This window comes from Streptomyces sp. ACA25 (assembly GCF_028200735.1).
Taxonomy (GTDB): Bacteria; Actinomycetota; Actinomycetes; order Streptomycetales; family Streptomycetaceae; genus Streptomyces.
The window spans coordinates 543,497-568,794 of sequence record NZ_JAQKPV010000001.1; the positions used below are offsets into that span (position 1 = coordinate 543,497).

Annotated in this window: 17 protein-coding genes and 5 pseudogenes; 13 read left to right on the forward strand and 9 right to left on the reverse strand. The window is 64.2% G+C overall.

Going from position 1 to position 25,298, the window contains the following annotated elements:
• Positions 1-44 precede the first annotated feature (44 nt).
• From PJ985_RS02500 to PJ985_RS02510, 3 genes and pseudogenes are all read right to left on the reverse strand, one after another.
• Positions 45-491, reverse strand: coding sequence for a hypothetical protein (locus tag PJ985_RS02500; RefSeq protein ID WP_271681806.1), 447 nt, complete (start codon positions 489-491; stop codon positions 45-47).
• A complete protein-coding gene (locus PJ985_RS02505) occupies positions 488-1,123 on the reverse strand; it encodes a hypothetical protein (RefSeq protein WP_271681807.1) in 636 nt (211 codons plus the stop codon). The genes PJ985_RS02500 and PJ985_RS02505 overlap by 4 nt, the downstream gene beginning before the upstream one ends.
• 263 nt (positions 1,124-1,386) lie before the next feature.
• Positions 1,387-1,745 (reverse strand): annotated as a pseudogene (locus tag PJ985_RS02510) (HNH endonuclease); the annotation flags it as partial.
• A gap of 168 nt (positions 1,746-1,913) precedes the next feature.
• On the opposite strand from PJ985_RS02510, the gene PJ985_RS02515 reads away from it, so the two are divergent.
• Both PJ985_RS02515 and PJ985_RS02520 read left to right on the forward strand, forming a co-directional pair.
• Entirely contained in the window at positions 1,914-2,723 is an 810-nt protein-coding gene (locus PJ985_RS02515; RefSeq protein WP_271681808.1) for a tetratricopeptide repeat protein, read from the forward strand.
• A gap of 146 nt (positions 2,724-2,869) precedes the next feature.
• Positions 2,870-4,683 (forward strand): annotated as a pseudogene (locus tag PJ985_RS02520) (TerD family protein).
• A gap of 586 nt (positions 4,684-5,269) precedes the next feature.
• Here PJ985_RS02520 and PJ985_RS02525 read toward each other — a convergent pair.
• The 3 genes and pseudogenes from PJ985_RS02525 to PJ985_RS02535 form a co-directional block, all read right to left on the reverse strand.
• Complete coding sequence (locus PJ985_RS02525; RefSeq protein WP_271681809.1) at positions 5,270-5,710, reverse strand: hypothetical protein; 441 nt, start codon at positions 5,708-5,710, stop codon at positions 5,270-5,272.
• Between the two features lie 249 nt (positions 5,711-5,959).
• Positions 5,960-6,256: pseudogene (locus PJ985_RS02530) on the reverse strand (PIN domain nuclease); the annotation flags it as partial.
• 48 nt (positions 6,257-6,304) lie between these two features.
• Positions 6,305-6,631, reverse strand: a complete 327-nt coding sequence (locus PJ985_RS02535) for a hypothetical protein (RefSeq protein ID WP_271681810.1) — start codon at positions 6,629-6,631, stop codon at positions 6,305-6,307.
• A 482-nt stretch (positions 6,632-7,113) separates the two neighbouring features.
• Between PJ985_RS02535 and PJ985_RS02540 the strand changes: the two are divergent.
• A pseudogene (locus PJ985_RS02540) lies at positions 7,114-7,266 on the forward strand (hypothetical protein); the annotation flags it as partial.
• Positions 7,248-7,661: a DNA-binding protein gene (locus tag PJ985_RS02545; RefSeq protein WP_271681811.1), complete on the forward strand. Its 414-nt coding sequence runs from the start codon at positions 7,248-7,250 to the stop codon at positions 7,659-7,661. The pseudogene PJ985_RS02540 and the gene PJ985_RS02545, both read left to right, overlap by 19 nt.
• A 992-nt stretch (positions 7,662-8,653) precedes the next feature.
• Here the strand turns inward: PJ985_RS02545 and PJ985_RS02550 are convergent.
• Positions 8,654-9,499, reverse strand: coding sequence for a hypothetical protein (locus tag PJ985_RS02550; protein ID WP_271681812.1), 846 nt, complete (start codon positions 9,497-9,499; stop codon positions 8,654-8,656).
• Positions 9,496-13,995, reverse strand: a complete 4,500-nt coding sequence (locus PJ985_RS02555; RefSeq protein ID WP_271681813.1) for an AAA domain-containing protein — start codon at positions 13,993-13,995, stop codon at positions 9,496-9,498. The genes PJ985_RS02550 and PJ985_RS02555 overlap by 4 nt, the downstream gene beginning before the upstream one ends.
• A gap of 334 nt (positions 13,996-14,329) precedes the next feature.
• On the opposite strand from PJ985_RS02555, the gene PJ985_RS02560 reads away from it, so the two are divergent.
• The 4 genes and pseudogenes from PJ985_RS02560 (at position 14,330) to PJ985_RS23310 (ending at position 16,398) form a co-directional block, all read left to right on the forward strand.
• Positions 14,330-15,187: a nuclease-related domain-containing protein gene (locus PJ985_RS02560; RefSeq protein WP_271681814.1), complete on the forward strand. Its 858-nt coding sequence runs from the start codon at positions 14,330-14,332 to the stop codon at positions 15,185-15,187.
• 125 nt (positions 15,188-15,312) lie between these two features.
• Positions 15,313-15,633 (forward strand): annotated as a pseudogene (locus PJ985_RS02565) (JmjC domain-containing protein); the annotation flags it as partial.
• On the forward strand, positions 15,567-16,130 hold the full coding sequence (locus tag PJ985_RS02570; RefSeq protein ID WP_333909822.1) for an aldo/keto reductase: 564 nt from the start codon (positions 15,567-15,569) through the stop codon (positions 16,128-16,130). The pseudogene PJ985_RS02565 and the gene PJ985_RS02570, both read left to right, overlap by 67 nt.
• Positions 16,131-16,257: 127 nt before the next feature.
• Positions 16,258-16,398 carry a hypothetical protein gene (locus tag PJ985_RS23310; RefSeq protein WP_333909823.1) on the forward strand — a complete coding sequence of 47 codons (141 nt, stop codon included), beginning with the start codon at positions 16,258-16,260 and terminating at the stop codon, positions 16,396-16,398.
• Here the strand turns inward: PJ985_RS23310 and PJ985_RS02575 are convergent.
• Positions 16,386-17,243 (reverse strand): phosphotransferase, encoded by an 858-nt coding sequence (locus tag PJ985_RS02575; protein WP_271681815.1) that lies wholly within the window; start codon positions 17,241-17,243, stop codon positions 16,386-16,388. The genes PJ985_RS23310 and PJ985_RS02575 overlap by 13 nt on opposite strands.
• 1,151 nt (positions 17,244-18,394) lie before the next feature.
• Between PJ985_RS02575 and PJ985_RS02580 the strand changes: the two genes are divergently transcribed.
• From PJ985_RS02580 to PJ985_RS02600, 5 genes are all read left to right on the forward strand, one after another.
• Positions 18,395-18,970, forward strand: coding sequence for a DUF4365 domain-containing protein (locus PJ985_RS02580; protein ID WP_271681816.1), 576 nt, complete (start codon positions 18,395-18,397; stop codon positions 18,968-18,970).
• A gap of 110 nt (positions 18,971-19,080) precedes the next feature.
• The gene (locus tag PJ985_RS02585) at positions 19,081-20,175 is read left to right on the forward strand and encodes a hypothetical protein (protein WP_271681817.1); all 1,095 of its coding nucleotides are present in this window, start codon (positions 19,081-19,083) and stop codon (positions 20,173-20,175) included.
• Between the two features lie 249 nt (positions 20,176-20,424).
• A complete protein-coding gene (locus PJ985_RS02590; RefSeq protein WP_271681818.1) occupies positions 20,425-22,533 on the forward strand; it encodes a helicase HerA domain-containing protein in 2,109 nt (702 codons plus the stop codon).
• A complete protein-coding gene (locus PJ985_RS02595; protein WP_271681819.1) occupies positions 22,523-23,893 on the forward strand; it encodes a hypothetical protein in 1,371 nt (456 codons plus the stop codon). Before PJ985_RS02590 ends, PJ985_RS02595 begins: the two co-directional genes overlap by 11 nt.
• 14 nt (positions 23,894-23,907) lie before the next feature.
• Complete coding sequence (locus PJ985_RS02600) at positions 23,908-25,059, forward strand: DNA adenine methylase (protein ID WP_271681820.1); 1,152 nt, start codon at positions 23,908-23,910, stop codon at positions 25,057-25,059.
• The last annotated feature ends 239 nt before the right edge of the window (positions 25,060-25,298 follow it).

Sequence of the window (25,298 nt, forward strand, 5' to 3'; positions counted from 1 at the left end):
GGCCGGGCCACGCCAGTGGTCGTCTCAGCGGCCCGAGGACCGCCTCACCGGCCTGCGGGCGCCGACGAGTGCAGCAATCCCTCGGCGAGCTCCCGGTACTGCTTGAGGGCGAGCCGGAGTTCCTCCGTCTCCGCCTCGGTGCCCGAGTGCTGCCAGCTCGCACGCAGCAGTCGGCGCCGTTCGTCGAGGACGTCGGTCAGCCTGGTGGTGATGTCGTCGAAGACAGTGTCGGCTTCCTCCACCGCCCGGAGGGGATTGTCGACGAAGTGGTTGAGAGCGTGCTGCAGGCGCAGGTTGAACTCGTCCCTCTCACCCTGCGCGACCAGTTCCACTCCCGACAGGTGAGCACTTCCCGGGGCGTCGGCTCCGCCGCCGGTCTCACGCCGTGCGGACACCGCTCCGGCATCAGGTGCCTCCGGGGTGTGCTGCACCGGCGGCTGCGAGGCATCCGTCCGGGACTGCTGTTCGTGTTCCGGGTGGTGGGACGTCATGTATTGCTTCCCTTCGTCTGAGGTTGGCCCAGTTGCCACCGAGAGTGGCCCTGGCTCCGGCTCTGAGAGGACCGCGGTCCACGCCGGTCCGCATCGGCCGGCTTCTCGGTGACCAGCGCGTCGAAGAAGCCCCGTGCGTCGATCAGGGCCTGTCGCATGTCCTCGGTGCCGCTCTCTCCACGGGCGGCTGCGTGCGTGTTGCGGTAGCCGTGGACATGGCCGGCATGGTGCACGGAGAGCGCGGAGACCTGCTCCTCGAACTGCTCGCCCGGGAAACCCCGGTCCTTCACCAGGTGTGCGAGGAGGGCGTCAGCGGCGACGAGGGCCTCCTGCGGTGAGTCGACGAACTGTCGCTCGATGTCGGACCACTGTGCCGTGTACCGCTCATGGGCCTCGGGACCCAGCGGCCTCGCGGTGAGGGAGCCGTGCTGCTTGACACGCTCGTCGAGTGCCCGCTCGGCCGCCTTGGTGTCTCCGTTGTGCTCAGCAACGGCACGGTCGTACTCAGGTCCGAAGCGGCGCTTCAGCGCATGACCGCGGCCGATCCCGAACCGCTCGGGCCCCAGGAAAAAGAAGGCGGCGGCCGCCGCGATGACGAGTGCTGCGACGACGATGATCACGATGGTGAGCATTACTGCCTCCTCCGGTAGGCGACTCGTACGCTGCTCTGTCTCACTGGCATTCCCATCTCCTTCCGTCAGGTGCTGCGCGTGGGCCGGTCGGCTTCTTTCGGGCCCGCAGTCAACTGCCGTTTCCCGCATGACCGATGACGCTGAACCGGCCGAGCACGTCCGGGTCGTTGGGTGACCGGGTGCCCACCGCGCCTGGTTGTACTCATGTCGTTCGCCGAACGGGCTCTGCACCCGGCGAGCCGTCAGCTGCCGCGGGCAGGCGATCAGTCGACGGCGGCGGGGCGCGGGACGCCGTGGAAGACCTGGCTGGTGTGCCAGGCACGGTGCTCCGTGGCGATCGGGCGCACCCCCGGCCGAGGCCCTGTGAGCGAACGGCCCGCACGCGCCGTGACGTGTGCGCGCTGCCGGGCTGCGGCCGACGAACTGCTGCGAGACCAGAATGCGGTGCCCTTCATCGACGCCGAGGGCGCCCCGGTCGAAGAGCCTGTGGTGCAGCGAGCACAGGCACAGTCCGTTGCCTGTCGTCCGGGCCGTCGAACGCCCACCAACGGACGTGCACGGCCTCAAGACCGACCGGTACCGTTCCGATCCTGCCGTCATAGCCGCAGAAGGCGCACTGGTGCGGCGCCGGGCGCCGGGGGCCGACGCCGCACCATGCCCGAGCGGTGGGCGCGGGCGATCACAGCTGGGCGGCCGGGGGCGGTACGGGCACCCGTGCTGCCCACCCGCCTGCGAAGAGCCACGGAGAGCCTCGGGCATTCCATGTCTGGCGAGCCCATAGGTTGCGAGCATGCATCTGGACGAGGGACGAAGAGCTGCCGAGGCCGGCGACTGGGTGGCCGCCGGGCACGCCTTCCTCCGGGCCGCCGCGGAAGGCAGTGCGGAGAGCGGCGAGTCGGCAGCCCGGGTGGTCGCCGAGCTCGAACCGCTGGCGGATGGCGGGTCGGCAGAGGCCGCCGCTCTGCTGGCGGGAATCTGCCTGGAGTACCTCGACGAGTCGGATCTGCCGACGGCCGTGCGCTATGCCCGCGCGGCGGCGGATGCCGGGCTCCCGGCCGGTCAGCGCCTCTACGGGCACATGCTCGCGAGGGCTCTCGGCGTCGCAGAGGACCGCGAGCGTGCACGGGGACTGTTCCGGGCAGCCGCTCAGGGCGGGGACACCTGCGGCATGTTCAACCTCGCCCAGGTGACCGATGACCCCGAGGAGTCCCTGCGCATGCTGGAGGCTGCCGCCCGCGGAGGTCTCGTCGATGCCGGTGCCGTCCTCGCCGACCGGCTGTCCGCGGTGGACCGGGACGAGGAGGCGCTGTGCTGGTACGTCCGCGCGGCGGAGCGCGGGCACACCGGGGCGATGAACGCCGCCGCCTGCTGGTATCGCGATGGCTTCGGTACCGAGCCCGACCCGGTGCAGGCGGTGCGCTGGTTCTTCGTCATGCTTGCGCACGGCGACGGCGACGGCATCCACGAGGCGATTCAGCTGGCCCGGGCCGGGGCCCTGACGGAGCAGGACATCCGAGAGGCCGGGCGGCTCGCCGGTACCCCCGGGGCGGCGGAATCCCTGATCGGTACGGCTCTGGGTGACACCCGCACCTCAACCTGAGAAGCCTCGCCTGAGAAGCCTCGCCGCATCCGGAGCGAGGGCCCGGAACCACCGGGCGACGGCGACGGTAACGGTTGTGTCGCGCGACGGACACGTTCCGCAGTATCATCGGCGCGCTCCGTGTCCGAAGCGGCAGACTCCGCGCCATGACGGTGGTTGCGGCACTGAACGAGGAAACCGACCTGCGTGAGTACGCGCAGGACTGGGCGCTGGTGGATGTCGAGACCTCAGGGCTGCGCCCCGTGAAGACCGGGTGCTGTCGCTCGCGGTGATCACGGTCGGACCGGACGGCCAATTTCGCGAGGAGTTCACCACGCTGGTCGACCCTGGCCCTGGCTGCGATCCGGGCCCGGTGCACATCCACGGCCTGACCCGGAAGCGGCTGAACGGGGCGCCCGCGTTCGGGCAGATCGCCGGGCCCGTCGCGGAGCTTCTTCGGGGCCGGGTGCTCGTCGCCCACAACGCCCAGTTCGACTACGGCTTCCTGGCGGCGGAGTTCAGCCGCGCCGGCGTGGAGTTGCCGGTCTCCCGGCGCCTGTGCACGCTGGCCCTGAACCGAAGGATCGGCCCGCCCACGGCCGATCTTCGGCTGGCGACCCTGGCCGCACATTACGGCGTACGGCAGCAGCAGGCACACGACGCGCTGGACGACACCCGGGTGCTGGGGGGCATCCTGCGCGGCTCGCTGGCTGCCGCCGCACGCCTCGAACTCCGGCTGCCGCTGATTGCGTGCCCGCCACAGCAGCGCGGAAGCGGCGCGAGCAGTCCCCGGTCAGCAGCGCCCGCCCGCAGAATCCCTTGCCCGTACCGCAACCCCGGGCGATGGGAACCAGGCGGTCAGCTGGTGCAGGGCATGAAGGTCGCCATCACCGGGGCGACGCGCACGCCACGTACGGCACTGGGGGAGTGCGCCACAGCGGCCGGGCTCAACGTCGTGACCTCGGTCAGCCGGCACACCGGTCTGCTGGTCGCCGATGACGCGGCGTCGGACTCGGCAAAGGCCCGGCGGGCGGCCGAGGCAGGAGTCCCGGTCGTCGACGAGGTCGCCTTCCTGCGACTCCTCACAGCAGGCGTCGGCCCTGGTGTCCGCCACGACACCACCGGCCCCGGGCCGTCCGAGGTGCCCACCCAGGTGCCCCGGGCCGAAGAACCGGTCGTTCCCGCAAGGCCGTTGCGCGGCCACCGCGTGCTGGTTCTGGGCGGCCACCACTCCGAGGCCCGCGCCGCACGGGAGCTGATCGTCCGGCACGGCGGAGCCGCGGCCGTCAATCTCTCTGCGGGCGTCACCGACATCGTCGCCCTGCCCGGCGCGGAGCGCGACCGCCGGATGAGCCGCATCACCGCCCTGCGGGTGCCGGTGCACGAATCGGCATGGCTCACGGAACCGGCCCCCGGCGGCTCGACCGCCCCGGAACCGGCGAACCCTGCGGCGCCCCGGGTCCTTCCCCTCGGTGGCGTGCTCGACCTGCCGCCGACCAGCCCGCGATGGACCGTCTCCGTCACCTGGGCCCAGCACGCACGGTGTGCGGTCGACGTCGTCGCCTTCCTCGTGGACGAGGACGAACAGGTCGCCGGCGATGCCGACTTCGTCTTCTACGGCCAGCCGGAGAGCCCGGCCGGGACGGTCTCCCTCGCCGCCGACGGCCCCTCGGAACAGGCCGTCACCGTGGACGTGACCGCCATGCCACCCGCCGCCCGCAAGGTGGTGGTGGCCGCTGCCGTGGACGGCGGGGCCACCTTCGGAGAGGTCGGCCCGATCGAGCTCACCGTGCTCCCCGGCACCAACGCGGCCCCCCTGATGCAATCCACCCTCGACGCCGCGACCAGCGAACGCACTCTGCTGCTCGCCGAGCTCTACCGACGCGGACCGGGCTGGCGGCTGCGCGCCATGGGCCAGGGCTTCGAAAGCGACCTTGCCGAGCTCGCCCGCGCCCACGGCGTGGACGTCAGCACCGAGTGACGCCCTCGGCCGCCCCCGGGGCCGGGACGGCCGGCCGGTGGGTCCAGTACCCGCCGATCACCGGTGCGGTGGGGGAAAGCGTATCGCTGGAGATAGCATCTCCTTCCGCTGCCATCTTCCCGCTCAGCTCGGCCGCGGGCCGCGCGGTCGAGCCAGGCGATCATCTTCCGGTTGCTCCGCACGGCCAGAGACACGGCTTCGCAGTCGTGCACGAAAACGCGGCACTGGTGGCTGTCCGCCTTCCGTGGCCCGCTGTCTCACGCGGTCTCATGGGCAGCGTGCGTTCCGGTGGCACGGTGGAACTCGTGCTCAGCGTCGAAATTGTCCCTCTCCTTGTACGCTGCCGCGCGCTCCCTGTCGGCCACTGGGCCGTGCTCCTCCTGGAGAGCAGCGCCGTGTCGAGGTCGGTACGGAAGACCTTGATGACGCCGGGCTGATCGAGACGGATGACGGTGGCCGCGGGGCACTGGTCCGCAAGGGATCCCGACGGATCGTCGTCGACGGCACAGGCCACCGCTGGCGGCTGCATGGTGGCTGTGCGCGGTTGTCCGCCACTGTCTGTCAGCGTTGTCACGCAGCCAGAGACTCAGTGTGCTTTATTGCAGGCCCCCGGTGGACCAGCTCCATGGCGTTCGTAGAGCTGCTTCACTTGTTTGACCCAGAAGCCGAACTTCTCATCGGCTGACGCGCTCATAGGCAAAAGCTGAAGCTCCTTGGCCAACTGATAGAAGCCGGAGCCAGCGTCGTTGGCACCCAGGTAGTTCACCAGGGACGAGAGCATGACAGGCGGATCTGAGGGGGCGATCTCCTGGTCTCGTTCCACGATCAGTCTGAGCAGACGCCCCATCGCGGCCCGTTCGTCAGCACGCCCGAAGTCGAAGGGACGGCAGCCGGTTCGCCTGGCCAGAGTCACGTTGAGCTCCGTGTACGAGGTGAGCTTGCCCAGCGTCGCGCGCTCGACGAGGAACCCATGACCGGTATGTACCAGCTGCTGCCATTCACTGTCCGCGCGGCCGTATCCGGACATCCCCGCCCCCCTTGAGCTACTCCAATCCGTGGGCGGGAATGTACAGTGCCGGCGCAGTGTCCACAATCGCTCGTTGGGCTGGTCACTGCAGCGTAAGGCTGGTCGATGGCGACGAGCTTCCCACTCTGCGTCCGAGGGCCCAGTGGCGTTCAGCAACGTCCTGACCTGCGGTTCAGCCGCCCTTGAGGGGCTCTCATGAACACCCCCGGCACACCGGTGAATGCAACCAGAACTGCGACCAGTGCTGAGCTACTTGCCGGGCTCCGGGCCGTACCATTGGAGGGCCTGGCCGGTCGTTGCGGCGATGCACTCGAAGTCGTGATCGCGATGGAGCAGGGTGAGCCCTTGCAGCTCAGCTGTCGGGGCGACGACGAGGTCGACCGCTCCGGCGCTCCGGTGTTTCCCCTGCTTGGTGAGGGCTTCCTGGACCTGGCCGGCGCGGTCGTCTACGGGTACCCAGGCGACGATCACTCGTATGTCCTCGATGCCGCGTGCCCGGTCGGTGGCCGACCGGGCGCTGTAGAAGAACCCCAGCTCGGTAATGGGGATCTGAGACCAAGCGGCAGTCAGCCGAGGTGCCCTTGTTGATCCGCCTCAACCGTCGGCTTCGGCGAGAAGCCGTGCGGCGCGATTCGGGTCAAGATCCCACTGCAGGGAGATCGCCATCATGCCCTCCAGCTGTTGGTAGTCCTCTGTAGGGTGACCGATTGCGCCCTGATTGACTGCGGTAGCTAGGTTCGGTACGCCGCCGTCTTGGAACGTTGCACCCTCGGTGGTTTCGCTCTCCACTCGTTGAGCGATGGTGTGGAGGAATTCGAGGACCGTATCGATGGCCGAACCTCTCGGCTGGAACCCTGCAACGGAGTCGAATGCCTGCTGGAACTGTGCCACCGCCTGGTTGGCAATTTTCTGATGCCGCATGTCAAGATCCCGAAGTGTCGCGAGATGAGCCAGCCCGGAGAGGCTCTGAAGAGCCTGGTGGGCATCGATGGCTGCGCCAGTCTCTACGTTCTGCCCTGGCGTGTCGCCGCCGACGCAACCGGCAGCGCCGTAGGGCAGAGGCTTGGACTGCTGCCTGCGCCCGCTGAGGCCGTTGTGCTAGCCCTGCGCAACGCCGTAGCAGACCGGGCTGACGCCAATGCTGACCCAAGCCTGTCGCCAGGTACCGGGCTGAGCCGAACAGGCATCGCGCGGATTGCGACGGAAGTCGCGGAAACCATTGACGGCACGTCTTTGGAAGAGGCGCTGTCTGCTGGTCTCTGCGAACCCGTGGACTTCGACAGGCCGCTCCCGAACGACGGCTTCTACGAAGGAATCGATGTCCAGCCTGGTCACATCGCGGCCGGCCTGCCAGCCCCGAGGCCGGGGTTGGCCGGGCAGGTCACAGATGCGGTCCATCGGGGGTGGAGCGCGAGCTGCGCGGTCAGATCCTGGACGAGTATCTGGCCGACTACGAACGCCGCCAGGGGCGGATTGCCGAGCACGAGCAGCAGCGGGCGTGCCGGGTCTTCGATGAGGTGTTCGCCGAGGAGGGGCAGTGGCCCGCCGCAAGCTGAGCCACGAAGGCACCCTCGTTCTCGACTGCGAGGGACTGTCGAAGCTCGTCAGTGACCACGAGCCCGTCGTCGCTCTCATCGCCGAAGCCCGCAAGCGAGGCATGGACGTGGTCATCAGCGCACTCACCATCATCGAAGCGGTGCACCGCCGGACCGACAAGGCGCGGCTCGCCTGGGTCCTGTCCGGCGTGCGGATCATGCACCTCGGCGATGACGAGGCCAAGGCCGCCTCGGCCATGCTGATCAACGCTGGGCTCCATGGTCACCAATACCCCATCGACGCCGCCGTCGCCGAGATGGCACTGCGGCAGCGACGTCCAGTCGTCATGCTCACCTCGGACACCGACGACATGACGAAGCTCTGTGGCGACACAGTGCGCCTCGTCGCCGTGTAAACCCGTCGCCGCGACGCCCGCGCTCCTCAGTTTCGGACGTCCAACTCTGCGTCCGGGGTCCGGCGAGGTGCGGGAGCGTCCTGAACTGCGGTGTAGTCGCCAGCAGGGTGCTTCTGAACACCCCTGCACACCGCTGAATGAAACCAGAACTGCAACCACCGTTCGACCATAAGCCGTGGACCCCGAGCGAGGACGTGGGAGATTGAGGAGAACTATGTCGGGGCAGGTCCCGGACAGTGACCGTCCGGGACCTTGGCCGGCGCCTGCTCCGCTCTACAGCTGCGCGTCGGCAGTCTGGCCTGCGGGCATCGGCGGGCGACTCTCTGCGCTCCCCGGTACTCCGCCGGCCAGGTAGGCCAGGATGAGAAGCACGACGAGAACGAGACCGACTCCGCCGACTGCCCGCGCGGCGCGCGGGCTGATACGACGCAGGTGTGGACGGACGTAGGAACCGTTGCGGTAGTGGCCCCGGACCCGAGTCGCGGGGCCTGTGGGCGAGGGCTGGCGATATGCGCGGCGGGGCTGGGTCACGCTCTTGGTGCGGCGGGTATGGGGACGGACATAGCGACCGTTCCGGTAGTGACCACGGACATGAGCCATTTGTGATCTTCCTTGGGTGATCAGGGTGAGGGAGCCCAAATCAGGCACTTTCCAAGCTAGCTGCTGCCACTGACAGACCTTCAGGTGTCAACTCGACACGCTGGTATGGCGGTTACATTCGGAGCACCGTGCGGCTGGCTCAGGGCGAGGAGCCGTTCCGAGTACATCCATTGCGTAGCGTCGCCCAAGCTGCGACTGGTGACGCGCCCGCGTCTTCCGCGACAAGCCGGATGCTGTCGACTGTGCCAGGAGGAGGAGCTGTGGGCGGCTTGTAGGCGTGACAGGGGGAGCCTGGATCTGCCCCAGATCGGAAAGTGACCCGCGAATGGTGGCGCACTTCAAACGCCAAGCTCAGAGGCGGGTACCCATGCCCTGAAAGAGAGGATTGCTCGTCAGGTCGTTCCGGGCTGGGTCGTCGCCAGATCGTTGAGGACAGCGCTGACAACCTGCCATGACACATTGAGCGTGTCGCGGTCTGGGGTGTGGGCCTCCCTGATCTCGGCCCGTGGATGGACGTAGTTGCGGTACCGACGCAGTTCATGGCAGAAGCGCTCGATGTCAGCTCCGATCCAGCCGGCACGGTGACACACCTTGATCAGGACATCAAGCATTGCTCTGTCCGGCGCGGTAGACCCAAGGACCGAGCGATCGCGCTCTTGGATCACCTGCACGAGGGCGCCTTCCAACAGACTGCCAAGCATGATGATCGCAGCGACATGGGCGCCGTTGGCGTAGCAGGTCTGGGCCTCGTCGAGGCGACGCTGGAGGAGGCTAGCCATGCGTGGGTCCTTGATGACGTCGGCCATCACGGCCTTGAACTCCGCGGGTGCATGTTGGCCTGGGTAGGCCAGTGCTGGATCACAGGCGACAAGGCGAGGGCGTCCGCCGGGATTGTCCAGGCGGAAGCCCTCATGAACGAGGAACGCGTTTACGGCGGAGATCACCCCCGCGAGTTGCTGAGGTTCCTCCAGGTACTCCCGGGGATCCGCGAGACGCAGCAGGACCTTCTCCAGCTCTGTGGGGTCCTCGCGGCGTTCGGTGAGCCGGGCGAGGGTCCATTCCCGCCGGTACGCACCTTCGAAGTCAGGCACTTCGGCCCAGCCCGCGTGCTTCAGGAACTTGGCGATCTCCCAGCCCTGACGGTAATAGAGGTCGTCACCGCAGATGACGCGGGAGATCTCCTCCAGGGTGTTGGCGTCGAGAGATCCGATGACAGGTCGGACGGGCTGCTGACTCATTCCTCGCCTTCCGGGGTGTCGTGGTTGTCGGGGGTACGGTCGGCGCTGACCAGGTCCTCGGCGTCGTCGTCCGGGATGTCGTCGTCCGCGGAGAGTTCGAGTGGTGCCCAGGCGCTGCCTTGCGGGCCGCGTGTGGTCTGCGACCAGCTGTAATTGGCCGGTTGGATACCCTGCCGCTCCAATTCTTCCCAGAGACCGACGAGTGCGGCATTCGGGTCGAAGCGAAATTCGCTCTCACGGATCCGCCAGAAATTCCACCCGACACGCTGCAGTTCACGCTCACGCTGCTGATCCCGCCGGATTTGCTCTGGCGTCGAGTGGTAGTAGTCCCCGTCGCATTCCACGGCTAGCCGTCCGCGTGCGCCAACGACCACCAAATCGATGCGCTTGTCCCCTGCTGGGAACTGAGGAATCACGTGGTAGCCCCGCTCTTTCACTCGAAGGTAGACCTGCTGCTCGAAGAGCGAGTCGAAGGGAGCAGTCGGTACGTCGGGCGTCACCGGCCCGATTCCGTCTGCGGTGGCCATCGCCGCTGGTGGATTCTCCATGTAGGCAAGAAGGTTGAGTCTCAGGTCGCCGGACTTCAATTGACCGCGGTGCACGGAATAGAAGAGCCGCATCTGGTCCTGCGCGCGGCTGGCTGCGACGTTGTAAGCCTGCCGCTCACTGCGCTGGCCTCCAGCAATACGCGGTGGTTCGGTGACCACCATCGACAACAGGATCACATGCCGCTCGTCGCCCTGGAACGAGGCAGGGTTGCCGACACGGATTCCGTGGCGCTCACGCACCAGAGCGGAGAGCCGCTGCTTGATCAGGTCGTCGAGCAGCCTGATCTGTCCCTGGCCTTGCAGGACGATCACGCCCATGGTCTTGTCCCGGTAGGCGGGGTCCTTGACTAACCCCGCCAGGCAGTCGACGATCGCCTCCGCCTCCTTGGGATTGCGCAGACGGCTCTCGCGGCCCTCGGTCACGGCTCCTTCGACGAAGTGCGTAAGCAGCGGTTCAAGGCGCTCACCGCCGAACTGGCGAAGCGGTACGAGCTTGTCGTCGTAGAAGGTTTTCGACGACCAAGCGATGATCTCGGGCATGCACCGGAAGTGTTCTCCGAGCCGAATGACCTCCGGAAAGAAGGTGGACAACAACTGGTACAGATTTGTGTGCGAGGTGTACAGCTGGCGCAGTGACAGCGGAACTTCCGGCAGATGCGCCATGAGCCGGTCCTGGATGACCTGGGTGCGCCCCATCCCGGACACGGACGGCGCACACTGCTTGTCATCGCCGACCACGATGACGCGGGGGGCCAGCCACATCAAGAACAGGGCATCCATCCCGGCTTGGCTGGCCTCATCGACGATCACCACGTCAAACGCGTCACGCTTGGCCTGGACCATCTCGGCTACCTGGCCGATCGGCGTAACCCACGCCGGCACAGCTTCCATAGCTGTGTGCATTGCCTCGCGTGCAGCTGCCTTGAACATGCCAGCATGCCGGCCCTTGCCCTTGCCGTACGAGGACATGTGGGAGCGGTACGCCTGCAGACTGGAACGCTGGGCCTGGGTCATGCGTTCAAGGCAGTGCAACCGGCCCATCACTCCGGCGAGCTCACCCGTCAGCCGTTCCAGCCGCTCCTCCTGTTCGGCCAGCTCTCCCTCAATCCGCTGTTCCAGACCTGGAGCACGCCTTCTTCGCACAAATGATGCCGCCCGGGCCCATGCCCAAGCCTCACCGAACTCGCCGAACCGTGAGTCCCATTCCGCGTCGTCGTAATCCTCCGCCAGAAGCCCGGCCAGGACGGGATGCGCGGTCCGCAGGCTATCCATCAACTCGGAGCAACGCCGCCTGCGGTGCTCCCGGTCATATGCGAGGGCCAGACCATCGAACTCCTTGGCGTACCGTTCAACATCCCGCTCCCGGATGGCGTGGGCGACCGCTAGCGCCTCGGAAGCAGGGTGTGTGCCCTCTACCGGGGTGCGCAACTGTTCCTCCCAGGCCGAAAGCCGGGCCATGGCTTCATTGGCGGCACGCCGTCCGGCAAGGGCGGTCACCGCATCAGTGAAGTCCTGCCAGCCCTGACGTGAGGTCAGGGAGATGTGCACGCCCTTGCCGACGAGGAGTTGGTCGATCCGCTCACGCGCAGACCCGAAGGCGTCGACCTGTGCCAACTGCGCATATCGCTCAGCCAATTCCGCCAAGCGCACTTCGATGGGACCGTCGGGTACGGGAGCGCCGACTTGCTCCCAGCGACCTGCCACCGTCGCGATGGTAATGTGCGCCTGAAGATGCGCGAGGACCGCGTCAAGCATTTCCGGAGCCGTCGGCGGCTGCCCCTCCACCGTGCAGCTGTCCAGTAGTTCCTGGGCGTCCTTCTGGACCTTGGAAACCATCCGGGTACGGAGTTTGTGGCCGCTCGCCAAGTGTTCTCTCAGGGCGCCGCCCGACCTGGCCATCCGCCCCGCCCTGTCTTTGGAAAGACCTTCAGGGAGCGAGACCTCTCTCAACCCCAGACTGTCGACGCTGTGCCTCACAGCGTCGAGTTCAGGGGTTCCGGCGGCCACCCGCTGCCACAGCAGCACATTGCGGCGTGCCAGCCTGTCCTCCAACGCTTGCGTGATCCATGCTCCGCTGGCCCACTGGGTCGGTGCCGCTGGTACACCCAGGTGGTGCAGCGCGGTTCTGCAGTCGTCCAATCTGTTTGTCAGTTGATCGGTGACTGAGACGTCCAGGCCGGCCAGGATGTCCCTGATGGTTACGACGTCCTCGGACAGTCCGTCGCCTGTCAGGCTGGCGGTGGCCAGGGCGTCAGCGACATCCTCTGCGGACGGCACATCATCTGGTGCGGGCAGAACGCCGCTTGCCCGGATCCGCCCGAGTCCCTCACGCAGCCGCACCAGCAGCTCCTCCGCCTGTACCGAAGACAACGGCGGAGTGCCAAAGGAACCTTCAGGCAGAGTGCCCATCCAACCGTGTCGGGACTCTCCGTTCTGCACACGCTGCACAATCGCCGCAAGCGTGCCTTCATAACCGGGCGCTACCCCGTCATGATGACGGGTCTCGGCCTCACGTAGTTCGACCACCTCGCCCGTGAGAGTGGTGATCCGGGCACGCACCCCGTCTCTCTGCGTGGACAGGATGTCGATTTCCGTGCGCAGGCTTCCGGTATCGCTGGCAGCTACTTGGTCCGTCAACGCGTTGATGGTGCGTTCCAATTCGTTGCCGCCGTCCTGGCGTGTGGAACTCAGCAGTAGCACGCACAGGTCACGAACAGAAGGCGGAAGCTTGTCCCGCAGGACTGTCAACGGTTGATCGCGGGCACTCGTGACCAGGACCCGCTGCCCTTGCGCGAGCAGCGCCGAGACGAGGTTGGCGATCGTGTGGGTCTTGCCAGTACCCGGCGGCCCTTGCACCACTACGCCGGTGTCCCGTTCAAGACGTCGTAGGACGTCTCGCTGCTGCGCATTGGTCTTCAGAGGGAAGAGCGGATCACCGCAGAACAGCGGCGGCTTCTCGTCGCCGGTCCACTGAGCGCGCTCTTCACTGTCGAGCGGCAGCACCAACTGCGCAAGTCCGAGCGGGGCATGCTCTTCGGTCGCCACACTGGCGGCGATCTGCTCGTAGCAGCGAAGCAGTGCGTTGCGGTCCCGAGGCCGCATGATCAACGCAGGTGCGTACGTCAGTTGTGCCCCGGCCTCCGGCTCACGCGGCGGTACCCACTCCGCGCTGAAGGCCGTCGGCCGCGACAGCGCTCGCTCCTGCCACTGCGGCAGCTGTTCAAGCACCACATCACTCAGCGGGTGCGGTGAGCGCGCCTCCAGGTCTTCGGCGACGGCGGTCGACCGCTCGGGATCCCAACCGTCATCGCTGTCGAGAAAGTCCCGATCTTCGACCCGCAGAGAGCTCTCTGAGGCGAGGCGTACTGTCAGCCGTGCCGTGCGGCGCTCGACCGTAGTTTCTACGCGGCGGGTCAGCAGATGCCGATGGACTGACTCGCCATTCGGGTCTTTCCAGGTCAGCAGCCCAACAGCCAGTACCAGTTCTTGTTGGTCATCCTGCTGGGAAAGCAGCTGATGCCAGCGGTAGAGGAACTCGTACTGGTCACGCAGGGAGCGGTCCGCCCGTTCCTGTTCCGCCCAGCGGCGCCATCGCTGAAGCCATGGGCCATACGCGTGCAACACGTCGGCCGCGTCTTCTCGTCGGACCGTGGTTTCTTCCCACCACGTACGACCGTCCGCGTCACGCTCCCGCTGCCGTCCCGGGCCTTCGTCCGCCAGCGGCGGATCTCCTCCATCAGCGTGCTCGATCCGGTCCGGTGCCACCCAGCCGTCCAGAACCTCCGGAAGGGGCGGTGGGACTGCCCTCGACACATGATCAAGGGTGACCAGCACCCCGTCCGGCCGGTCTGTCGGTCGGCGTACGCCCTCGGGTAGCTGCGCCAGCCACATACGCTCGCGTGACCGGTCCCGGTCATCACGAATCCGATGGGTGCTGTTCTGCACCACCTCACGTAGAAAGCTCACAAGACCAGTCGCAGCCGCGATGACCCCCGGGTCACCTGCATGCCGCCGTGGAACGTCCACCGTTCTCCCCTCGGTTGGTGACGAACGTTTCAGGATGGGGTGGCAGCGCGACTAGCGCCGCACGAGGAGAGAAAATGTCTACTTCCATGCTCTTTAGTGGCTTGATATGTGCGTTATGGTAACTACAGGTGCTCCTGTCACGCCCTCGTACCCGCACGGCCGCAAGGTGGATGAGTAACGACGCCTTCTTGCGTGGCCACAAAAGCACTGTTGGTATGGATCAGGATGTTCGCGTTGACCTTGCCGGGGGTGTGGTGTGAGCGAGTTATCCGTGTCCACGTGGAAGAGATATGGGCACAACCGTCTATACGTAAACCGCGCGGATGGGGAGAAGCTTGCTTGGCTTGATCGCGATACCGGCAAGCTGAACCTGCTGGACGAGCGCTACCGGGATCGCGTGCTTGATGCCCTAGCGCCCTACTTGGCGGGTACCAGCAGGTCGACGTCAGCCCAGGACGCTGGGCCCCCGCGGGTCGGCACCAGCCAGGTTCCGCTGGCCGCCGAGGACGACCTCGCTGCCAACCGTCCGGGGGAGGCAATGCTCGCGAAGCTCAATGAGGTGGCGCCCGGCCTTCTGAGACTGCTGGCGTCGATGCCACTCGGCCGGCGCTCCGAGGCATACGGATGGCGCAGGGGCCTGGCCGGAGAGCGAAAGGTCGGAGCGGAGCTGGAACGACTCGTCCGCAAGGACTGGCGGGTGCTCCACTCGATACCACTGCCTCGCGATGTGGACATCGACCACCTGCTGATCGGCCCAGGCGGCGTCTTCTGCATCAACACCAAGCACCACCGTGGCGCCCGCATCTGGGTGGGCGAAGATTCCGTGAAGATCGGCGGCCAGTCTTACCCGTATGTGCGCAAGAGTCGCGCCGAGGCCAGACGGGCGTCCTCGGCACTTACCCGGGCTTGCGGCTTTCCTGTCGACGTGCGGCCCGTACTGGCCTTCGTCGGCGTGGAGAAACTCACGGTCGCGCCGACCCTCCACGGCGTGCATGTGGTCCGACACAAAGACTTCTCCGCGTTCAAGCGTGCGACAGGAGTATGGGTGGCTGCCGATGTCGAAAGGATCTACGCAGCAGCTCGGAGTCGCCGCACCTGGCTGGGCAGTCGATGACCGCAACGACCTCGCGGCACGAGCCCTCTGCGCAACACAACTGGTAGCCGGTCCGTGAAGGCTATGGGCAGCGGCAGAGCGTGATGCCTTGCCGTTACGGTGCGGGCCGGAAAGCCCCTCCCGGCCGGCACGTTCCCTTCCTGGACATCTTCGGCCCGCTGGACGCCGTGGCCTGCGTCAGTGAGTTCCCGCCCCTGATCAAGGAGGACGGGGAGACGGCCGTCGTGGTGGCCGCGGGCAAGAAGCTCACCTTCGCAGCCAAGGCGTTGCCCGGCCTCCGCCTCCTGCTGAGCGGCCACCCCGTACATCTGGACGAGGCCGCCCGCACGGTAGGTGCCGAGGTGGAGACACTGGCGAAGATCCTGGTCGAGGAGGACCTGTGCGCGACCCTGACCCCCGAATTGTCCTCGGGCTACACCGGTCTCGCTACGAGCGCCGTATCCTGACCAGCGCGCTGGACCTCGGGATCGACGCGATCGACACCAGTTTCTACTATCACGCCTTCACCGCCCATACCGCCCTGGCAAGCATCGGCGGCGATCTCCTTCCCCGCTTCACTATCTCCACCAAGGTTGGCTTCTTCCCGGCGGCCAGCCAGGCCGAACACTCCCTCGATCCCCAGCGGCTCCGAGCAGCCGTGGAACAGACCAACCGCGACCTGGGCCGCGCTCCGGACGTGGTGTTCCTGCACAACCCGGAAAGCTCGCTCCTCGGCCCGCCGGGCGCTGCACAGGATGTGCTGGGAGAGGCTTGCACCGTCCTGGAGGCAGCGGCAGAAGCAGGACTGTGCGGGGCCTGGGGCATCTCCTCCTGGGATCCCCGCCCGCTCCCCGCGCTCGCGGACGGCACGGTGCCCAGGCCCGGCGTGCTCATGGTCCATGCGGGCTGTTCTAAGCCCTGGCCGCCCGGTGGTGCCTCGGTGCGGACCAGGTCTGGGGCATGAGTCCCTTTGGCGGCAGCGCCACGGATCCCCTTTGGGGCAAGCTGGACCCGCAGGTGTTCATTCAGACACGGACAACGAGCTCCTGGCCGTACAGGCGGCTTTCCGCGCAGCGTACTGGCTACCGAGAGTGGGAAGCATCGCCGTCGGCACAGATGACCCCGCCCACCTGCGGGAACTGCGCGACGCCCTGCGGTACCAGGCCGACACCGGCAGCCTCGTCACCTACCGGAAGCTCCTCCGTGAACGATCGACGCGTCAGCCCTTCTGAAGATCATCCGCAACCTGGGCCGCCATGGCACGCGCCGGTGCCAGGCGCGGATCCTCCGGATGCGCGTCCGGGGCCAGGATCTTCGCGCAGACGAACAACGTCATCAGCTTGCCGTCCCGGCTCTCCAGTTCGTGCCGCCGCTCCCGGCGGACACGCTCGGCCAGCGCCGGGACGGCAAGGGAATTACCCCACAGCGATGCCGCATCCAGTCCCCGCGGCGCCATGCCCCAGTCCTCCCAGTCGAACAAGCAGAACTCCGGGCCGGTCACATTCGCCCAGTTGAGATCCGCATGCGCCGGCCGCCACCGGCCCAGTGCCGTGTCCAGACCTTCGGGCAAGAACCGCCGGACGGCCGCAGCAACACCGTTCTCGGCGATCATGACGGTGTCCGGGGTGGCCACGCGCGTGGTGCGCTGAGCGGCCAGCGCGTCCAACGATGCGTTCAGCGCCCGCCACCACTCGTCCGGCAGCTGCGGATCGGCGGCCAGCACGCTGCCGCCGACCGGCGCGCCTGGCAGCAGGTCCGTCTCATCAACTCGCCACATCACCGCCGCGTCAGGATCGCGCCACGCGACTCCCCGGTGCCACCGGGGCATGGTGACCCCTTCCAGCAGAGCGGCACATTCAGTCCCGTTCCACCCCTGACCGCCGACCCTGTCGAACGGACGTCGCTCGATCCGCACCCATGATCCGCGGTCGGTACGCACGCCGAGGGAGCGCCGCTTGCGAAGCAGCGTTTCGCGGTCCAGCCGTGTCTGTAGGGCACGTTCGGTCTCGTCAAGAATGCCATCCACCGGCTCAACCCTCAGGTCAACCGGGGCCGTGGCGGACAGGGAAGACGACACGTGACCTCCTTGGCTATGGGGAAGGACGCTAGCAAGGACGGCGAGCTGGCCGGCGTCAGCGAACGCATCCACGCCAGGCTGCCGTCGCATCAGCCGTGGCGACGGAGCGTTTCCGAGCACTACAGTCGCCCGCATGAGCAATGCTGGTGCGGAACAGGTAGCCAGCTTCGATCTCCCGCTGGGTCACTGCGATCAGTTGGGATGTTCGCGCTCGTGTGTCCGGGGGCGATCTCAGGGCCGCGGAGCTTCCGCTGGGCACCCCATTTTGTCCCTCCGACAGTGAGGCTGTGGTCGACCTCTCTGCTGTCCGCTCCGAGGTGCCGCCCCGGGATGCCGCGGCCCGCATCTGGTCGCGCAGGAGGATCGTGGTCTCGACGCGGTCAACGTCCCGATGACCTGATCGTCGGCAGCAATGGCCGGAGACCGTCCGTGGGAGTCCATGATTGTCCGCCTCGCGCAACTGAGACCAGAACTGAGACCAGGGACGACGTAGGGCCCCACCGCTGAGCGGTGGGGCCCTACGTGACAGCCCGGTGAGGCTGGGCGGAGGATACGAGATTCGAACTCGTGAGGGGTTGCCCCCAACACGCTTTCCAACTGTGCGCGTGGTGGTTCGGGGTTGTTCAGGGACGTTCGCGCCGCAGGTCAGAGAGCGTGCGCGAACGCCGGTGGACAGTGGCGTCCATCGGCGAACTGGACAACGATCAGGACAACGAGAACGTCATCTGATCTGTACCTCTACGCAGATCGGTCAATGAGCGGCAGACCGGTTGCCGCAGGACCCCAGAGGGCTGTTGAGCGACGGGGAGGGTTGCTACGGTTGATGTACTCCGCTGCTCTACCGCAGACCTGCACACGGCTCCGGACGCCCCATGCAATCGCGGTAACGTGCCTGGTCAAGGCTCCGCCAGCTCCCGTTCCTGTGCCGCCCGTCCACAGATAGTCCACATCGCTTGATCACGGTTGGCTTCGCGTTTGCCACGTGGCGCGCCAGCCTTCGGGTGTCTATCGGACCCGTCGCGCGGCCTCAGAGTCACGACGGCATGGGGGTCCAGGTGGCTCGGCTCGTTCTGGTGACACCTCGTCCATGGCCTTTTGCAGTTGGTGAGTGATCGAGTAGCTTCGCCATTTCAGCAGCAGGGGGGAGACTCATGGCTTCGGTCGATCAAGACAACGACGCGCGGCCCAGCGACGTACGTGACCTGGTGGACGGCCAACTGCCCATGACAGCACGGCAAGAGCACTTCAGCCTGGCGTACACCCGCATGGTCGCGTACGTGGCTGGATGCGCGGTTAAGACACACGATACGGACTACGAGGGCGTGGACATCACGATCACCTCGTCGGCTGACTACAAGCGCTACTGGGGCGCTGAGTTCGATCTTCAGCTGAAGTGCACTACTCAGCAGCAGTACCTCACCGAGACGCACATGACTTGGCCTATGAAGACGAAGCCTTATCGCAAGCTCATTCGTCCACGCCGCTATACGCCTGCTTACCTGGGCGTTCTCCTGCTTCCCGAAGATGCGGACAAGTGGCTATCCGTAGATGAAGATCGCCTCATCACCGAGAGCCGCATGTACTGGCAGGCCGCCTCAGAGTTTGAGGACGCCAACGCGACACAGCTTACCAAAACGGTACATTTGCCGAGGAAGAACCTCTTTGATGTTGCGCAACTCCTTGCCATCATGAGAGCCATCGGCGACGACGAGGGAGGCCACAGGTGAGTCCCTCAGCTTTCGGTGACTACCGTGAAGCAGCGGCCACGCTGAGTCCACCAGCAGTCTCTCAGTTCCTCGCTGCGCATGATTGGGAGCTAGAGGCGCGACAGGCCCACGTGCGCGAGATCTGGAGGTTGCCCGGGTCCGATGGTGATGTCGAGGGGCGCATCATGCTGCCCTTGGCCCAGGACTTTGCGGACTTCCACAAGCGTTTCGAGGACACCCTCGTGTCGCTGGGGCACATCCACTCAATGGATGCGGTCGAGCTGCATGAGAGGGTCTTGGCAACCCGCGCGGATCTCTTTTTCGTGCGTCTAGACCAGGCAATGCTTGATGGAACAATTCCTTTCCAGCAGGCCGAGAAGACGCTTCAAGCGCTGTACAAAATGGTTCGAGCTGCCGCCACTACTGCGGCGGATCCAACTCACTCGCACCGCGGGCGGCGTCCGGCCGGAGTAAAGGATTTCCTTGAAGACGATGTTCGGCTGGGGCATACAAAGCGCGGCAGCTTCGTCTTCACCATTGTCACGCGCCTGGGAGATCCGCCTCCGGAAAATCGAGATGAAGCGGATGTCGTTACTCCGTTTCCGCGAAGGGTAATGGAAACACTCGCACGAGGACTTGAGACGGCCGAGCGCATGACGCGGCATTGGGACGAGCGCGTCCTAGAAGAGCCAGGGTGTTCAGGCCTAAGTGCTGGACTGGTGGAGTCGCTGGAGGATATGGCGCAGCCCATCCAGCTACGACAGGTAGACCTTTCTTTTGAATGGGCCGCCGCGGAAGCTCGCCCAGATGTCGGCCTGGCCACCATCACTCTAGACCGAGAAGTTATGGGGAAACTTCCCCGAGTGCGTGAGCGCCTGGTTAGGCAAGAGGAACCTCCACGCCGTGAGACTCTCGTCGGAATAGTAAAGGGACTAAGCCGGGATGACTCGTCCGACGACGAAGTAGAAACTGCGTCCATCACCCTGGCTGCTGAGGTGAACGGGAAACAGCGGTCAGTTCATCTAACGGTCTCTGGAGAAGATCACGATTGGGCCATAGTTGCCTACCGACAGAAGATACCATTCACCGTGTCCGGCGATCTCACTTACGAGAAGCGGGCTTGGCGTCTGGTAGGCGAAATCGAAGTTGACTCAAGATTCTTGCGGCACCACACGGATTTGCAGTCCTCGATCGGCACCGCCCCACCAGACGAGAGCAGCGACTGATGCCCATCACAGGTTGGCCCGCGGCGCTGCTCATCTAATCGATCGGCTGAGAGGCGCTGACCGCTCTTAGCTGTCCAGGACCGACCCCGCCTGATAGCGTGCCTGACTTGCCGTCAGACATGACCGCACGTCGGCGGGTTGCCAGGCTGAACCCCAAGATCGCAGTCTCGTTGAACGGGTGCCCCGGCCCGGCCTGTGGCGCTAGACTCACGGACTGTAAGCGCTTCAGATGCCTCGGGGGGCGGAACCATGGTTGACCTCATCCCGCACGTAGGAGCCGGCACGCTGCTGGAGAGTGTCCTGCTGGCGGACGATCGAGCAGTCCGTGTTGGGGCCATCCAGGCCCTGGACTTCGATCGGGCGATTGTCATTACGCATGACCGATGGAAGGCCGAGACCGGGGGAATTCCACAATTCTCTTTCCTGCTTGCTACCGCACGCGAGATTGGCACTGGCGGCGGTGATGACGATGAAGTGCTGCTTCTGCGTGTTGAAGGGACCGCTCCTTTGTCATTGGAACGGGATCTTCTCGGGGTTCGCGAAGAAGCGCTGCGCGACGCGTTGTCACGGCATGAGAGCCCATCTCCTTCGGTCGTACTGGACCTGGATATTGATCCATTCACGCGAAATCGCATCTCGTTCACTGGGCTGGACTGTCGAATCATTGGAACCTTCTATGAGCAGACCAAAGATGGAAAGCTCGTACTTGATTTCGGTCACGACGTGGACAATTTCTACGCCACCTCCACGTACCGAGTCTACAAACCTGTAGGTCCGGGACTGAGTGCCATCGCCTCGTATATTAAGCCTGGCGGAGATGAGAAGATCGAGAATGTACGCATCGGAGCGGTTCGGTATTCTTCCACTCGCCGACGAGCTATGGCCTCTGGGCAGGACGATGCGCCGGTTTTTGTAAACGTCTACGATTTCATTGGGAACAAGACTGGCATGTTTGGCATGACCCGAATGGGTAAGTCAAACACAATGAAAACTGTTATCTCTAGGGTATTTGCAGTATCGGAGATTCGTAGGTCTAAGGGTGATTCTCCGATCGGACAGCTCATCTTTGACCCTCAAGGGGAATACGCTAACCCGAATACACAGGACGGTACTCATCTTGCTGCGCTCGGGGAGCGACACGTCATCATCTACAAATTCGGTGCCGTAGGAGATAAGCCGAACGTTCGGCCTCTAGGATTCAACTTCTTTGACCCAGCCCAGGTGGATGCCGTTAAGGGTGTAATCTCATCCGCTTTGGTCGATGCGGCAGCTGACTATGTGCGTGCCTTCGTTCAGGCTGACTTCGAAGGAAACCCGATTGTGGGGGAAACTTCGGAAGAAGCGGCCAAGCGAAAGGCGCACGCTACGCGAGGGCGTCTGCTTCTTTATGGTGCCTTGAGTCAGGCAGACTTTCCAGTTCCCATGAAGGAGCCCCAAGGTAAGTGGCCTTGGCGCGCTTGGGTCACCATGCGAAAGGAATTGGTCGATGAGCTTCAGAACCAGCTGGGCGAGGGTCATTTGGTCCGGGCTAAGTCGGGGCGTCAAGTAGGAGTCGAGCGCACTTCTCTAACGACAGTGCTGGACTGGCTAATCGAGCGCTCCGAAGCCAACGATCTTACTGGCAAAGCAGCCGAGGGCCTGAAGTCCATTGTCGAAGGTGACGCGTGGCGTTCGGCGCTGCCGATTTATACTCAGGAGAACCAAGGGCGACAAGTATCCGGCTACACCAAACTCAAGCCTCTGCAACTGTTCCACACGCCGTCGTCGCGTTCTGATTACAGAAGCGATGTTTATGAGGAGCTAACCTCTGGCCGTGTCGTTATTATGGATCTTCACCTTGGTCCCGACAGTGTCGTGCGGAAGCTCTCGGAGAGCCTGGCCTCGTATGTAATGCAAAAGCAGACTGAGGTCTTCACATCCGGTGATAATCCGCCTCAGATCCAGGTGGTTATCGAAGAGGCCCATAATCTCTTTTCCAATGCCAAATACAAGGACGACCTCGACGTCTGGGTTCGCCTGGCTAAAGAGGCAAGTAAGTTGCAGATTGGCATGATTTATGCCACGCAGGAAGTAACGGGTGTCGCCCACCAGGTGCTGGCTAACACGAAAAATTGGGTCGTGGCTCACCTAAACAATACGCGCGAAGTGAATGAGCTGGCCAGGTTCTATGACTTCAAGGCGTTCAGTGACTCGATCATTAGTCACGAAGATAAGGGCTATGTGCGTCTGAAGACCATGTCTTCTCCGTTCATCATCCCGGTACACATTGACAAGTATGGCCGGGCCTTGGTCAACGAGGGTCGTGCAGCCGCTGGCGACCCTCCCCTTTCCGAGGAAGGAGAGCATCGTGCCGTATGAGACCGTTTCTGGCGGGTTCGAACGAGCATCTCGGCTTGGTCATACGAATGCCATCGTCAGGGCCATGGCCGAGAAGTCAGACTTCTACGTTCCTGCGGAACACCTGAGCGACATGTCTTGGCTCGAATCGAAGATCATGCATGATGCAGCGCAAGAGGCAACTGGTGGTCGGATCACCAGTGCCATCGCTGTGGATGGTTCTCTGATGGTCGTTCCTGTTCGTGACGGCCTGCCTTCCGTCCAATATGGGTATGCGCAGTCGGCGGCCGTCTGGCTGGACATCACGGCAATGGAGAAGCAGAAGCAAGAGCGCTTCGTCGATCCGGTTACTTTGGGGCAAGCGGTCAACTCTGCCCTGATCTCCTACGACCTTCCAGTTGCAGGCGCCTATGTGCGACGAGGGGTATCGATCAAAGACTCTTGGCGAGAGAGCTTGGATTCGCTTTTTCGCAGCAAGAAGATCGAAGTCAACAGGATGAACCAGAGCCTGATGAGTCTCTTGTTTCTCCTTCATGGTCAACCAGGTAAGCCAGCCGTTTCTTTGGATGTGAACTGCCCCGAGCCAACATGTGGTGAGCGGGATATTGCGGTGGGAAGTGCTGGGGCGGAATGCCCCGCTTGCAAAGTCCGCTTGTTTCCAACAGACGTTCTGCGGATTCACGAAGAAGTCGTAGAAGACGGCTCAAATGAGAGCCCGCTAGGTCGGCTCATGCAGGTGGTCGAGCTTCTGGTCGTGGTCGGACTGGCTACCCTGCTTTGGGAGCAGTCTCGCGATCAGTTGTTTCGGAACACTCTCTTCATCATGGATGGCCCGATGGCCGTCTATGGGCCACCGGCAAAGCTGCGCAGCCGGGCGTTGCAGTACTTCCAATCCATGTCTGGGACACCCGCGGCTCTCGCGCCTTTTATATGCGGAATCGAGAAGACTGGAACAGTCGTAGATTATGCAGGCGCATTGGCTCGTCATAATGTGCTAGCTCCGGGTGACCTCATGACCGTTGACTCGGATGTCATCTCAGCGATCACCAACTCGGATAACCCTATCGCTTATGGCGCTGAGACTTACTGGGGTCGGAAATTTATTTATAGGTCCACTGACAGCCGCACAGTAGTCTTTACGGCCCTGCCGGGACAGGGCCCACCCTATGACGATCGCGGGGGGCAAACGCACCCCTCCGCTTACCCAACCCTGCCTGCGATCCTGGACGTGATCGACCGTACGGGTTCCTCCATGTATCGTAACGGCATTGTCCCAGTGTCACTGGCGCATTCTAAGGCGGCTTACCCCATTGGGGTTGGAACGGACGTTTTGCGTCTTGCTGCAAAGCAGAAGCTTGGCTTGAGGCCTGCTAGAACCTGACCGAGGAGCTTTCGATGACGGCTGTCGCGACACCTAGCGCAGACGGTTCGTTGCCGCTGTCCGCGGTGAGCGCGCCGGCGCACATTGGCCCGCTTCCTCGCCGCACTGAGGCTCCGCTTGAACTTGAGAACCAGAGTGCAGCTAGAAGTAGGTATCTTTCGCCCTTGCGGTATCCAGGTGCAAAATCTGGTCTTGTACCAGTGATCGAGGAACTTCTAACGGCATCTCGACCGTCAATAGGGCGGATCAGCCTGTTGGTTGAACCCTTCGCCGGGGGTGCCTCTACTGCACTCCGCCTTGCGGCTGTGGGAGCTGTAGATCGCGTACTTCTGGCGGACGCAGATCCACTAGTAGCGCGATTTTGGCAGATTGCCGCTGGCGACACCGAGTGGCTTATCGATCGGATGTATGAAGAGCCGGTCACACTTGAGCGTTGGGACTACTGGAGATCTTGGCGTCCCCGCAGTGCTAATGACCGAGACCTCGCAGTTAAGTGCTTCTTCCTTAATCGAACGACATTTTCAGGCATCCTTCACGGTAGAGCTGGCCCTATCGGAGGCCGGAAGCAGGAGAGTCGTTACAAGATCGGGTGTCGTTTCAATAAGGATGCACTAGCCAAAAGAATCAGATTCATTGGCGAGCTGTATTCGAAGAATCGAATCGTGGATGTGTGGTGTAAGGATTGGCAGGAAACGCTTCACGATGTCGCTGAGTGGTACCCAGATTTGTTGCCGAATCGCGTTCTGGCGTACCTCGATCCTCCGTATGTGGATAAATCAGATACGCTCTACGGCACCTCGTTCGGCCCTGCTGGCGGATATTCAGTGGCGCGACGAGGTGTCGACATCTCGGGGTGGGAGAAGGGGCGTGAGCATTATCGGTTGGCTGAGTACCTACGTCGAAAGGCTCAGTACCGCTGGATCCTTTCCTATGGTCGTGATGACTGTCTCTTGGAAGATCCTGGCCTGTACGCAGCGTCGCGAATGACGCCCAGTTCGGAGGATCGGGATTCCATCGGAGTCAAGAGTTGGTATATCTCAAAGAGACTCGTCGACCTCCAATACACTGTCGCTGGTTTCGGGAAAAATGGGCGTGCCGCGGAACTGTTGTTCACAACTCTGCCTGCGCGCTGCGTGCCATTGGGTGAAAATATTCGCGCGGTCTGAGGGAGCTTGCTGTGCGGAGCCGACCGCCCCAGCCCTCACAGCGGCAGGAGCGCAGGCCTGCCCGGGGGCCGGGCCGCACGGCGAGCGGAGCGAGCCGCCTTGATGCAGTAGAGGTTTGTAACGCGCAGAGAGCCCTTCAACGGTTTTCAAGCAAACTGGCTCGCTGCGCCTCTATCCCACGTGACTGTTGATTACCTCTCCGCAAGTGTGCGCGGCGCCTGGTTGGCCTGACACTGACC

Coding starts and splice junctions, on each gene's coding strand:
- PJ985_RS02550 (WP_271681812.1), bottom strand. CDS start 9,499: ATGAGTCAGCAGCCCGTCCGACCTGTCATCGGATCTCTCGACGCCAAC.
- PJ985_RS02580 (WP_271681816.1), top strand. CDS start 18,395: ATGGCTTCGGTCGATCAAGACAACGACGCGCGGCCCAGCGACGTACGT.
- PJ985_RS02515 (WP_271681808.1), top strand. CDS start 1,914: ATGCATCTGGACGAGGGACGAAGAGCTGCCGAGGCCGGCGACTGGGTG.
- PJ985_RS02505 (WP_271681807.1), bottom strand. CDS start 1,123: ATGCTCACCATCGTGATCATCGTCGTCGCAGCACTCGTCATCGCGGCG.
- PJ985_RS02590 (WP_271681818.1), top strand. CDS start 20,425: ATGGTTGACCTCATCCCGCACGTAGGAGCCGGCACGCTGCTGGAGAGT.
- PJ985_RS02525 (WP_271681809.1), bottom strand. CDS start 5,710: ATGTCCGGATACGGCCGCGCGGACAGTGAATGGCAGCAGCTGGTACAT.
- PJ985_RS02500 (WP_271681806.1), bottom strand. CDS start 491: ATGACGTCCCACCACCCGGAACACGAACAGCAGTCCCGGACGGATGCC.
- PJ985_RS02535 (WP_271681810.1), bottom strand. CDS start 6,631: ATGCGGCATCAGAAAATTGCCAACCAGGCGGTGGCACAGTTCCAGCAG.
- PJ985_RS02600 (WP_271681820.1), top strand. CDS start 23,908: ATGACGGCTGTCGCGACACCTAGCGCAGACGGTTCGTTGCCGCTGTCC.